The sequence below is a fragment of the Roseibium litorale genome (assembly GCF_014842915.1).
In the GTDB taxonomy this organism is placed as follows: domain Bacteria; phylum Pseudomonadota; class Alphaproteobacteria; order Rhizobiales; family Stappiaceae; genus Roseibium; species Roseibium litorale.
The window spans coordinates 691664-704455 of record NZ_JACYXI010000001.1; the positions used below are offsets into that span (position 1 = coordinate 691664).

Annotated in this window: 10 protein-coding genes and 1 pseudogene; 2 read left to right on the forward strand and 9 right to left on the reverse strand. The window is 60.4% G+C overall.

All coding sequences use genetic code 11. The annotated features are described in order from the left end of the window. The 9 genes and pseudogenes from IG616_RS03450 to IG616_RS03490 all read right to left on the reverse strand — a co-directional run. Positions 1 to 612 (reverse strand): LysE family translocator, encoded by a 612-nt coding sequence (locus tag IG616_RS03450; RefSeq protein ID WP_343072332.1) that lies wholly within the window; start codon positions 610 to 612, stop codon positions 1 to 3. A 6-nt stretch (positions 613 to 618) separates the two neighbouring features. Then, positions 619 to 1467, reverse strand: a complete 849-nt coding sequence (locus tag IG616_RS03455) for a hypothetical protein (RefSeq protein WP_192146385.1) — start codon at positions 1465 to 1467, stop codon at positions 619 to 621. A gap of 63 nt (positions 1468 to 1530) precedes the next feature. Further along, positions 1531 to 2664 (reverse strand): FAD-dependent monooxygenase, encoded by a 1134-nt coding sequence (locus IG616_RS03460; RefSeq protein WP_192146387.1) that lies wholly within the window; start codon positions 2662 to 2664, stop codon positions 1531 to 1533. 104 nt (positions 2665 to 2768) lie between these two features. Then, positions 2769 to 4145 carry a hypothetical protein gene (locus IG616_RS03465; RefSeq protein WP_192146389.1) on the reverse strand — a complete coding sequence of 459 codons (1377 nt, stop codon included), beginning with the start codon at positions 4143 to 4145 and terminating at the stop codon, positions 2769 to 2771. A gap of 284 nt (positions 4146 to 4429) precedes the next feature. Continuing rightward, the gene (gene arsH, locus IG616_RS03470) at positions 4430 to 5176 is read right to left on the reverse strand and encodes an arsenical resistance protein ArsH (protein ID WP_192146391.1); all 747 of its coding nucleotides are present in this window, start codon (positions 5174 to 5176) and stop codon (positions 4430 to 4432) included. Beyond that, entirely contained in the window at positions 5173 to 5586 is a 414-nt protein-coding gene (gene arsC, locus IG616_RS03475; RefSeq protein WP_192146393.1) for an arsenate reductase (glutaredoxin), read from the reverse strand. The genes arsH and arsC overlap by 4 nt, the downstream gene beginning before the upstream one ends. Further along, on the reverse strand, positions 5586 to 5921 hold the full coding sequence (locus IG616_RS03480; RefSeq protein WP_192146395.1) for an ArsR/SmtB family transcription factor: 336 nt from the start codon (positions 5919 to 5921) through the stop codon (positions 5586 to 5588). The genes arsC and IG616_RS03480 overlap by 1 nt, the downstream gene beginning before the upstream one ends. Positions 5922 to 5997: 76 nt before the next feature. After that, entirely contained in the window at positions 5998 to 6543 is a 546-nt protein-coding gene (locus IG616_RS03485) for a winged helix DNA-binding protein (RefSeq protein WP_192146397.1), read from the reverse strand. Positions 6544 to 6650: 107 nt separating this feature from the next. Next, positions 6651 to 7190 (reverse strand): annotated as a pseudogene (locus IG616_RS03490) (TRAP transporter large permease subunit); the annotation flags it as partial. A gap of 325 nt (positions 7191 to 7515) precedes the next feature. Between IG616_RS03490 and IG616_RS03495 the strand changes: the two are divergent. Beyond that, positions 7516 to 9012, forward strand: coding sequence for a glycosyltransferase family 39 protein (locus tag IG616_RS03495; protein ID WP_192146399.1), 1497 nt, complete (start codon positions 7516 to 7518; stop codon positions 9010 to 9012). 123 nt (positions 9013 to 9135) lie between these two features. Continuing rightward, entirely contained in the window at positions 9136 to 12720 is a 3585-nt protein-coding gene (locus IG616_RS03500; protein WP_192146401.1) for a hydantoinase B/oxoprolinase family protein, read from the forward strand. Positions 12721 to 12792: the final 72 nt, after the last annotated feature.

The window sequence follows — 12792 nt, forward strand, 5'->3', positions numbered from 1 at the left end:
TCAGGCAAACCCTTTCAGCAGGATCCAGAGGGATGTCAGGCAGAGCAGGACGGCGTAGATCCGGTTCTGCATCCGTATGGCTGGAACCGTGTTGGCGAACCGGGACAGCAGGTCACCGAAAAACGCCCAGGAAAAATGAGAGACAAGGCTGAGGGCGGTCAGCGCGAGGCTGATGACAAGGACTGTGTGTCCGTCGACAGCCCCCATATCGAGGAACTGGGAGTAGACCAGCAACAGGAGCACCAGGCCCTTGATGTTGGCAAACTGCACCAGCGCGCCATGCAGAACGCCTGGCGTTTTTTCCAGTTTGGCCCGGGCTTCGTGGGGCTCGGCCCGCCAGAAGCTTATGGCCAGAAAGACAATGAAGGCGACACCTGCGATCTGAAGCCCGTGCAAAAGGGCCGGACTGATTGAAATCAGGCTTACCAGCCCATAGCCGACGGCAAGAGCCGGGAGCAGAACCATCAGATCCATTCCGATAACGAAGGGAACGGTTCCAAGAAGCCCGAAACGCGAGGCCGCCGCAGCGCTGAGCAAATTACTTGGCCCCGGACTGAACATCAAAGGGAAGACAAAAAGGCAGAGAGCGAGGAAATCGGCACCGGTCGTCATCTCACGTCACCCATTGCCCTTCACACCAGCCTGGCCGACGTCCGCAATTGAGGAAGCTTCGGACAGCCGGTCCGAAATCGCCCTTTGCCCTGCCCGTGCCTTCTGCCAATCCTGGATGGCCCGGACATGATTGAAAGGCACCTGCTTGAAGAGAAGGTCTTTCACGCCTTGGAAGAGAGGTGTCTGTCCGGTCACCGGCTGGCGCCTTACGCCGGCCTCCTCGCGGACCCAGTACCAATCCAGCGTTGAGAACCCGCCAAAGAAACCGAGGCCAAGCCGGTAGATCAAACGCCGCAGGGGCAGAAGCCAGGAAGACAGACGGCCCGGCAGATGCATCCAGCCAGGCAGAAACCCCAGAATGGGCTGATCCGATTTCACCTCAACCCCAACTAGGGCCGCAGCCTCGGCAACGAAGCCGGCGCAATTGCGGTCCACCATGTCGAAAACAAGTGCTCCGGTCCTCCGTCCGGCTTGCAGCCCTTCCACCCAAGCGGCCAGCTGCTCGTATTGATCGGAGCGCAAAGGAACCACTGTGCTCTGCCCCGGCCAACCGACCCGGTCATATTTGTCAGGCGAGAGAAGCATGCCCGGATAGCGCAATCCCGGCACCCTCTCCGGATCGATCCCTGTGCTTTCGTCGGGATAAAAACCAACGCTTGCATAGCAGCCATCGTCCCGCCAAAGCCTGATCCAGGCATGACCATGATTGGTGGAAAGGCCCGGCGGCTCCAACTTGGAACAGGTTAGAATTTCCAGAGCGTGGCCGCAGGCAGGCGCTCTAACCCCCGCCCGCGCCTCCATCTGCAGCCGCGTCCAGTTGGACCGCTGCTCGATCCGGCCCGGTTCCGGTTTCACAAGGCGCTCCTGGGCGCCGGGCCAAAGCAAAGGCTTCAGGATCCACACGTCCGGCATCTCCAATCAGCGCGTATTGAACAGCTTGAGCAGCAGGCGCGACGGAATGGCACTCATCAACGTGTTGCGAAAGCCCGCAAGCAAAGGATGGTGCCATTGGCGCATGCGACCGACCCGGCGCGAGCGGGCAACCAAGGGGCCGGTTCTCTCCCCGCCCAGCTTTTCGTAGGCAGCAAGAGCGGCCGGAACGCTTGCGGAGCGCTGCAGACACTCGCCAAGGCTCAAGGCATCTTCGAGGGCCTGACAGGCGCCTTGACCAAGATCCGGCGTCATCGGGTGAGCCGCATCTCCCAGAAGCACGACCTGGCCGTCGCACCACCGCGGCAGAGGTTGCGTATCGAAAACGCCTGTCCTAACAAGATCGCCTGGCTTTGTTGCCTCGATCACAATTCTGGCAGGTTCCGGCCAGCCGCCAAACCAGTTTAGCGCCTCCTGCTTGTGGGCAGGATCCACTGGCGCCCTGTCATCATGCGGGCCATTGCGCGTGCCGTACCAGTAGACGAGATCCTCCTTGATCGCGAAGATGCCGAAGCGGCTTCCCCGGCCAAAAAACTCACGGTAGAGCCCGGCAGGAAAGGTTCCAGACGGCAGCTCCGCAACGCCGCGCCAGGTCATCCAGCCGACGTAAGTCAGCGGGTCCTGCTGCAGCATCTGCGCCCGTATTTTCGAACGGATGCCATCAGCCGCCACCAGAAGGTCGGCTTCGATCTCCCCGCCATCCGCAAGAAGCGCCGATACCCCGCTGGTGCCAGGCCTATACCCGGTGCAAGTCGCGGATGTGGTGATGTCCACATCCCCCAGCGCAGACAAAAGCACCGAGTAGAGATCCGTCCGGCGCACACATATCAGCGGCAGACCGGACTGCTCTTCGATTGACGCCAGATCCACACGTGACAGCAGCCGGTTGCTGCCATCGTAGATCTCGCCAGCCTTCAATGGGCTGGCATGTGAGAGGATTTTCTCAAGAAGCCCCAGCCTGTCGAGCCGCCGCAACGCATTGGGCCAGAGGGTCAGTCCTGTTCCTCCAACCCCTAAAGAGCTGTTCCGCTCGAGGATCCGGCACCTGAATCCTTCCCGCGTCAGAGAAAGGGCCGCGGCGAGCCCCCCGATGCCACCGCCCACAACAACTGCCTGTTTCATCGCCCGTACCGCTTAGAAATCGTTATTCTCAGGCGGATTGGCCCGCCCTTGCGCAGTTTACCCGGACCGCCAAAACGGGCGGTCCGGGTCTCAACGCGGGAAAGTCAAGCGACTTCCAGTGCGGCGGGTGTAGCAGGCACCTGTGCCCGCAACATGCTCTGATCCGGCACCACCGTGAGCCCACGCCCCTCAAACCTGGCCACGAAGTTCTCGTGGGAGTCGTAGTAGTGGACGAACTGTTCGCCGGAGAGCACATCCTGCTGGTTCAATTCCCCCTCCGGCAATCCACGGACCCGGTCAAACATGGCCCGCGGAACCGGCTTGCCGTCGAGGCCGAGATAGGCTCCTGGAGCGATCTGGACGAGCGTCGAGGTGAAGAAGGCTGCGTTCTCCACGCAGTTGGTCTGGATCTCCGGGCTGACACGGCCATTGGCAAAGACCCAGGCCATGCGGTTGGGGAAGGAGAGCAGATAGACAGCGGCAACAAATTCGAAGTTGCTGGCAGCATCGAACGGCGGGCGCTCCGTCTTACCGTTGTCAAAGGCCTCTGTCGTGATCGGGTTCCAGGTCGGCATACCGATGATGAGCGGCTCGATCTGATCCGCATAGGTTTCGATCAGCTTCTGGCCGTGAAGCACAACGGAGAGGATGTCTGCTTCCGCGATTTCGGCAAGACCGATCATTACTCCCAAGCCAACCTGCAAACCGGCACGGATGGCCATCTCCTGCGACTGCATCCGGTGCAGCCAGCCGATGCTCTCGTCGGTACGCTTTTGCAGCTTCAGATCCATATCAATCCCTGAGGCTTTCGGGCCCGACGGGATATGATGATTGTAGAGATCTTCCTTGTAGGTTTCCTGCCAGGTCAGCACGCAGTCCAAACCATCTTGCCGCAGCTTCCTGTAATGAGGCTCATGCATTGGCACGAGACAAAGCGAGACGCGCGCGTCGGGATTGATGGCGCTGGTTTCGGTCTTCAGGTTCCGCACCAGGGAATGGAGATTGTCCTTCAGGAATTTGAGATCATCACCGCCCGCGATCTCGAAATGGGAGAAACCCTTCCGCGCCAGGATCTGTGCCTGTTCCCGGATCGCCGTTTCCGTAATCGCAAGCCGGATCATGTCCTTGTTGTCCGCGCGCCAGCCGCAGAACCGGCAGGTGCTGGAGCAGAAGGAGGTCACCTCAATGGGAACCATGGTGGCAACCCCGGTACCGAAGCTCGCCTGGCGCACCTTACGGGCGGCTTTGACCACTTCGGCCCTCAGGCCGGCATCGGGTGTGTCCCTCACAAGTCTCAAAAGGGCCGCGGCCTCGGCAGGTGCGAGCGCGTTCTCCCCCGCCACTCGCCTTTCCAGAATGGCCGCGACGACCGCAGGCAGGTCTTCGGCAGAAATGTCCTGGCCGGAGGCCAGATAGGATGCTTCCGCTGTTTTATACAGAGAGCGATAGAAGTCTTCTTCGATCGAAGCTGTCGGTGTCATAATCAGAGGTCCCCCAGGAATTATTGTGAATATTCAGCCTCCTGATCCTGAAACAGGACGCTGTGAAAATTCACTATTATCCAAAAGAACTACACGCACAAGCTTCAGTTCCTCTAAGAGATTCAACCAAAAATTTAAGTTGAAGTTGTATTCAGAGGAACCGGTTTTCCTCAAGACGCTGCATTGCAACACAGTTTTGCAAACAGCAAAGGCTCCGAGCATTTCTGCCCGGAGCCCTGAATTTTCGAGTTGGGAGCTTAGGGTGTGGACCCTAGCCGGAACAATCAGACGGCAGCAGGCTGGTTGACTCTCCGGGACAGCTCTTCAGCACTTTCCTTGCGTTCGGAATAGCGCTCAACCAGGTAATCCGACCGTCCCCTCAGGAGCACGGTAAACTTGAAAAGCTCTTCAACAACATCCACCACACGGTCATAGAGCGGCGAAGGTTTCATGTGGCCCTGCTCGTCAAACTCAAGGAAGGCCTTTGGAACGGAGGACTGATTGGGAATGACCACCATGCGCATCCAGCGCCCCAGCACCCGCATCTGATTGACCGCGTTGAATGACTGGGAGCCGCCGGACACCTGCATCAGGGCAAGAACCTTTCCCTGTGTCGGCCGCACGGCACCGACGCTCAACGGAATCCAGTCGATTTGCGCCTTCATGATGCCGGTCATCGCGCCATGACGTTCCGGGGAACACCAGACCTGCGCCTCGGACCAGGCGCAAAGATCCCGCAGCTCAGACACCTTGGGGTGATCAACCGGCGCATCGTCAGGCAAGGGCAGACCGGACGGATCGAAAATCCGGACATCTGCCCCCAGACGCGCAAGCAGCCGGGCTGCCTCCTGGGTGAGAAAGCGGCTGTAGGAACGCTCCCTCACAGAACCGTAAAGCAGCAGAATGCGCGGCGGATGATCCATTTCGTCCGGAGCGAACAACCGCTCCCGGTCGAGGGGCCTGAAATGCGCCTCCTCTAGCGCCGGAAAGTCATGACATCCCGGTATGCTGCCGTCTTTGCTCCCGCTCATTCAGATGCTGCCCCGCCGACAACTTCCCCGTCTTCCTTGACGAAACGGCGGATCGCGCCTTCCGGCAGCAGCTCCAGAACCTTTTCGGAGGGGCGGCAAAGGGCAACGCCCTTTTCGCTCACCACGATGGGCCGGTTGATCAAAATTGGATGCTCCAGCATGAGGTCGATCAGCTGGTCATCGGAGAACTTGTCCTCACCAAGCCCCAATTCGTCATAGGGCGTTCCCTTCTGGCGCAGAAGCTCCCGGGGGGAAATGCCCATACGCTGGATCAAATCCACAAGAGTGTCCCGGCTGGGCGGGGTTTTCAGATATTCGATCACGACCGGCTCTTCTCCGGCTTCACGGATCATGGCCATGGTGTTGCGGGACGTGCCGCAGGCGGGATTGTGATAGATAGTTACAGGCATCAGGCATGTTCCTTAGGCAGTGTTATTTGCGGGAAGCCGCATTGGACCGGACTTCCGTTGCAGCAGTCTTCCAGCAAAAATCCGATCAAGCCCTGCATGGCATCCATACGGGCGGAGTAGATGATCTTGCGCCCCTGCCTCTGCTTTCGTATCAGCCCCGATCGCTCAAGAGCGGCCAGGTGAAACGACATGCGCGCGGGAGCTGCCTCCAAACGCTCCGCCAGGTCACCTGCAGCAAGCCCTTCAGGTCCGGCCTGAACCAGCATGCGGAAAGCGGTCAGCCGGTCCGGCTGAGCAAGTGCGGACAAGGCTTCTATGGCTTGGATCTCGTTCATAATTCGATATTACAAGAAATATTAAAATATAAAAGCGGATTTCTGCACCTGCCCCAATTTCGCTAACTGGAGAGTGTTACATAGCCGCGGCTGCCCGGGCGGCCTGATCGTAATTGCCGGAGACAAGCCGCAGTGTTGCAGCCAAGCGGGACAACTCCCGTTCATCCAGGCCCAGCGCCTTCATCGGCTCGACCAGAAGGGCCTCACGGAGACTGCGGTATTCCACGCAAGCCGCCTCGCCTTCCTTCGTGATGGAGACCGTCTTTTCCTTGCCCTGACGGCCGGACTGGATGAGCCCCGCCTTGTCCAGTTTCTTCAAGGCATAGGAAACCGTATGGGTGTCCTCGATATTGAGGACCAGGCAGATATCCGCAAGCGTCTTTGCCCGCCCCCGGTGGTTCACGGAATGAAGTACCTGCACATCCAGCGGACTCAAGCCCGCCGTACCACCCGCTGCCATGCACCGCACCATCCAGCGGGAATAGGCGTTGACCATCATCGTGACGGCAAATTCAAGCTCCGACAGTGCCGGCATGGCGCCACTGGCCAGATGCGCGGCGGAGACCACAGGGCCGATTGTCCGCACACCGGCCTGATCGTTCTCAGATCCCTCATCCGACATCGGTCCTCCATCCCCGCCTGACACGCAGCGTTTGCCGGAACATCAGGGCACCGGCGTTTGAGCTAAACCAGATGGGAAGACACAAATGTGCCCTCCCATCGCCTCGCTTACCCTGAAAGCATCGTCTGTGGCAACCACAGCGCCAGTCCGGGAAACAGAACGATCAGGACCGTTGCCAGGATCATCAGCAGGAAGAACGGCATCGCCATCCAGGCCACCTTGAAGATGTTATGGCCCGTCATGCCCTGAAGCACGAAGAGGTTGAACCCGACCGGCGGCGTGATCTGGCTCATCTCCACGACCAGCACCAGATAGATGCCGAACCAGATCAGATCGAGCCCCGCCTGCTGAACCATCGGCAGGATCACCGAGGTGGTCAGAACCACGACGGAAATCCCGTCGAGGAAACAGCCCAGCACCACGAAGAATACCGTCAGGGCCGCCAGAAGCTGCAGGGGCGAGAGGCCCAGAGTTCCGATCCAGGCGGCAAGTTCACGCGGAATGCCGGTGAACCCCATCGCGACCGTCAGGAAGGCAGCACCTGCCAGGATGACCGGAAGCACCCCGGCAATGAACAGCCGCGCGATGGATTGCTCGGTTGCTGCGCCATAGACGATCAGAATGATCGACGGCGGGGTCAGGAGACCTTGCCTGTAACGAGGGACCGGTTGTACTCGCAGCCGATGCGCTAAAGACCGCGCGTGAAGCCAGCACGGGCATTCCGGATCTTGAGATCGACCCGCAAAAGCGTGGTGCCACCTCCATTCAGGAAGTCCTCCGCCGAGGGAAGGTCATTGTTCCCGGACATTTTCCACCGATCCGGAAAGATGAGAACGGCCACATCAGCTGGACTGGTGTCCAGGAAATGCCGCTCCTAATCCGCTAAAGCCGGGAACCTTTTCCAGGCGGCATCCATTTGCCAGAGATGGGAACACCTGCCACTCTCCCTCCCCGTTGCGGGAGGACCAACAAATGAGCCATGACACACTCGCGCCGGAGCTCCCAGAGGGAGACCGGAGCGGGCAGCGCTGGACGTGGGCGGTAGGCGGCGTTCTCCTGCTCGCCGCCGTCTTGCGGCTCTATCAGCTCGACCGGACAAGCCTGTGGTATGATGAGGCCGTCTCCTGGTTCCAATCCAAGGATACGCTTGCGGATCTCTTTACCCGGGTTGCCAGCGACAACTATCCGCCGCTCCATAATCTGATGCTTTGGGCGGTCATGAGGCTTGGCGTCGATAGCGAAACCGCCCTGCGCCTTCCATCTGGTCTCTGCGGGATCCTGGCTGTCTGGCTTCTCTATCTGCTCGGCAAGACGGTCTTCTCACGGGCTTCCGGACTGCTCGCCGCGAGCCTTCTGGCCCTGTCCCCGTTCCACATCTGGTATTCGACCGAAGCACGCATGTATTCGGTCTTTGCCGCGACCGGTCTGCTCTATCTGCTTGGTCTCGCCTTGCTGCTCAAGCCGGAAGGCACGCGGCACCCCACAGGCGCCACAGTGCTTGCTGCCACCGGGGGAGCCCTTTTTCTCTACAGCCATGTCTATGCCCCCTTCTCGATTGCCGGAGCAGCTGGACTATTATGCGTGCTCTTGCTGCTGCGACTGATGGCCAGAGCCGATAAAGGCTTTGAGCCACGTCCCCTCCGCCCGCTGCTTCTTTCCCTGCTGGCAACGGCCTTGGCGGGAGCCGCCTTTCTGCCCTGGCTGGCGGTACTTATTTCCCGCGCGCAGCATGTGGTCGGCGGCGGGTTCTGGATTGCTTATCCGGACCTCGGCTTTCTGACCGTGATGGTCCGGGACATGGCAGGATCGGAAACCGTTTTCCTGATCCTTGCGGCTTTGACAGCTGCCTCTCTCCTTCCGGGCGGCAACCGCGTGATTGGCACAGACACCAGACTGGTGCTTGCTGCCTACGCAATCGCTCCCTGGCTGCTCGCCTATCTTGTCTCGGTCACGCTGCGGCCAATCCTGTTCGACCGCTACCTCATCACCACGTGGCCTGTCCTGCTTCTGCTTGCCAGCGCCGGAGCGGAGCGGCTTCTGCGTAAACCCGGTCTCATCTTGCTGCTGGCCGGTGTCCCGGCTCTGACAATAGCGCCCCTCAAGCACACTCTCACGGAGAAACTCCGGCCAGAGTGGCGGCCAATTGCGCAGACCTATCTCCAGGAGCGCGTTGGCGAAGCGCCGATCCTTCTTCACAAACCCTTCGCGGCCCCCGCGCTGGAGTATTACGTGAAGGACAGAGCCGTGCCGGTCCTGATCGAAACGGCTGACGAGATCCCGGAAAACTTCACCGCCCCGGAAGTCTGGCTGCTCATCTGCCACTCCGGGAAGAGCGAGATGCAATCGATGATCGATGCAGTGCCAGCAGGCTACCGGGAGGCAGGCCACTGGCACCACTTCGGCTGGGGCGCAAGCGGCCTGACGCTTATCAGATACGCGGCGGTGAACGCGGAAGAAAATTTACGTTGATATTTTGTCGACATTTTATCAGCAACGCGCTAGCATTTCCGGAATAGCGACGCTCTGGGCTCGTTCGAGTTCACGGAACAGGGCGATCGCGGAAGGAAAAATCCGAAAGAGGGACCTGACGAAATGAACGCGAAGTGGGATTTCTGGATCGACCGTGGCGGCACTTTCACTGACATTGTGGGACGCGCACCTGACGGCACCATCCACCCGCACAAGGTCCTCTCAGAAAACCCCGAAGCCTATCGCGACGCCGCCATTCAGGGCATCCGAGAATTGATGGGCATTGAGAGAGGTGCACCGATCCCCTCGGATCAGATCGCCACCGTCAAGATGGGCACAACGGTTGCCACCAACGCCCTGCTGGAGCGCAAAGGCGAGCGCACAGCTTTGTTCATCACCAACGGCTTCCGCGATGCGTTGGAAATCGGCTATCAGGCCCGTCCGGATATTTTCGCCAAGGAAATCATCAAGCCGGAACTCTTGTACGAGTCCGTTTATGAAATTTCCGAGCGCGTGCAGGCCGATGGCACCCTTGAGCTGCCGCTCGACAAGGACAGCGCCCGCAAGCTCCTGCTGGCGGCTTTCGACGACGGCATCCGCTCCATCGCCATCGTCTTGATGCATGCCTACGCCTATCCGGCCCACGAAGTGGCGCTTGCTGAGATCGCCCGCGAGATCGGCTTCCCGCAGATTTCCATTTCTCACGAAGTCTCTCCGCTGATGAAGCTGGTCGGGCGCGGCGATACCACCGTCGTGGACGCCTATCTTTCGCCCATCCTGCGCCGCTACGTGCAACAGGTTCAGGAAGAGTTGGGCGAAGGCCCGCGCCTGATGTTCATGCAGTCGAACGGCGGCCTGACAGCAGCCGACTTATTCCAGGGCAAGGATGCGATCCTCTCGGGTCCGGCTGGCGGCGTGGTGGGGGCGGTAGAGACCTCCCGCATGGCCGGGTTTGACAAGATCATCGGCTTTGACATGGGCGGCACATCGACCGACGTTTGCCACTATGACGGCAATTACGAGCGCGCTTTCGAGACCGAAGTCGCGGGCGTGCGCATGCGTGCACCGATGATGATGATCCATACGGTGGCAGCAGGCGGCGGCTCCATTCTACATTACAAGGACGGCCGATACCAGGTTGGCCCGGATAGCGCCGGAGCCAATCCAGGACCTGCCTGCTACCGCCGTGGCGGCCCGCTGACCGTCACCGACGCCAACCTGATGACCGGCAAGCTGGCCCCTGAATTTTTCCCGAAGATCTTCGGCCCGAACCGGGATGAGCCGCTGGATGAGGCAGCTGTCAAATCCGCTTTCGGCGCAATGGCCGCAAAGATCGGGGATGGCCGGAGCCCGGAAGACGTCGCCGATGGGTTCATTAAGATTGCCGTCGAGAACATGGCCAATGCCATCAAGAAGATCTCGGTTCAGCGCGGCTATGATGTCACCGGCTATGCACTGACCTGCTTTGGTGGCGCTGGCGGCCAGGCCGGATGCCGGGTGGCCGACAGCCTCGGCATGAAGACCGTTATTCTGCACCCCTTCTCCGGCATTCTGTCGGCCTATGGCATGGGCCTCGCCGACATCCGCGCCAACCACCAGCAGGCGGTGATCAAGCCGCTGGAAGACAGCCTGCTGCCGGAACTGGACAAGCTGCGAGATGAGCTTGCCGCCGTGACAGAAGCGGAACTGGAAGCCCAGGGTATCAAGGCCGATGGCCGCGAGACCCGCGCAACCGCGCACCTTCGCTATGACGGCACGGACACGCCCCTGCCGGTGCTTCTGGCAGGCGCTGCCGAAATGCGGGCCGCCTTCGAGGACGCCCATAAGAAGCAGTTTGGCTTTGCCTATGAGGAAAAGCCGGTGGTGGTCGAGGCTCTGGAGGTCGAGACCTTCGGCGGCGGTGCAGGCATTGCAGAACCAGACCTGAGCCTGTCTCAGGACGAGCCTGCCCCCACCACCCGCTCGCGTTTCTATTCCGATGGTGAATGGCATGACGCAGGCGTCTATCTGCGCCGCGACCTGAAGCCGGGCATGAAGCTGATGGGCCCCGCCCTCATCATCGAGCCCCATGCGACCATTGCCGTGGAAGCAGGCTGGCAGGCAGAGATCAATGCAAAGGACCATGTGATCCTGAACCGCGTCGTCCCCCTGAAGCGGGCAGAAGCCATCGGCACCCATGCCGATCCGGTCATGCTGGAGGTGTTCAACAACCTCTTCATGTCTATCGCAGAGCAAATGGGCGTAACGCTGCAGAACACGGCCTATTCGGTCAACATCAAGGAGCGGCTGGACTTCTCCTGCGCGGTCTTTGATGCTGATGGCGCTCTGGTTGCCAATGCGCCACACATGCCAGTGCACCTTGGCTCCATGGACCGTTCCGTGGAAACCGTGATCAAGCTGAACGAAGGCCGGATCAAGCCGGGCGATGTTTTCGCCCTAAACGCCCCCTATAACGGCGGCACCCACCTGCCGGATATCACCGTGGTCTCGCCCCTGTTCGATGATCAGGGCAAGGAGATCCTGTTCTGGGCAGCCTCCCGCGGACACCATGCGGATGTCGGTGGGTCGGCTCCGGGCTCCATGACCCCGCGCGCCACCACCGTGGACGAGGAAGGCGTTCTCTTCGACAATTTCAAGATCGTCGATGAAGGCCGGTTCCGCGAAGCGGACCTCATTCACCTCCTGACGGACCACAAATACCCGGCCCGCAACCCGCACCAGAATGTCGCCGACCTCAAGGCCCAGATCGCGGCCAACGAGAAGGGCATTCAGGAACTGCGCAAGATGGTCAGCCATTTCGGGTTGGACGTGGTGCAGGCCTACATGAACCACGTCCAGGACAATGCGGAGGAAAGCGTCCGCCGGGTCATTTCCGCCCTGACCGACAGCTCCTTCGAATATCCGACCGATCAGGGCTCCATCATCAAGGTGAAGATCACGGTCGACAAAGAGAAGCGTGAGGCAACCGTCGACTTCACCGGCACCAGCGAGGTGAAGCCCAACAACTTCAACGCCCCCGAGCCGGTGACCCGGGCTGCTGTGCTCTATTGCTTCCGCGTCATGGTGGATGGCCACATTCCCATGAACGCAGGCTGCCTGAAGCCGATCAACGTGATCCTGCCGGATGACTGCATGCTGCGCCCTTCCTATCCGGCGGCCGTCGTGGCCGGGAACGTGGAAACCTCCCAGCATGTCACAAACGCGCTGTTCGGGGCCCTCGGAGCCATGTCGAACAGCCAGGGTACGATGAACAACCTGACCTTCGGCAACGACACCTATCAGTACTACGAGACCATCTGTTCCGGCTCACCCGCCGGTCCAGGCTTCAACGGCACCGACGGCGTTCATGTTCACATGACCAACTCCCGCCTGACCGACCCGGAAGTGCTGGAGTTCCGCTTCCCAGTGCTGCTTGAGGACTTCCACATCCGCAAGGGTTCGGGTGGCAAGGGCAAATGGCATGCGGGCGACGGCACCAAGCGCACGCTCCGGTTCCTGGAGAAGATGGACTGCGCCATCCTCGCCTCTCACCGCACCCTGCCTCCAAGAGGTTTGGACGGCGGGTCTAACGGGGAATTGGGCCGCACGGAAGTGCGCCGCCTGGATGGCCGGATCGAAGTGCTGGAAGGCTGTGACCAGACGATCCTGGAAGTCGGCGAAGCCGTTACCGTCATCACCCCGACCGCAGGCGGCTGGGGCAAGGCGTAAGAAAGCGACGAAAGCACGGGCGGAGCGCTTTGCTGCTCCGCCCTTTTTCATGTCCCGCCTCTGGCATTTCGT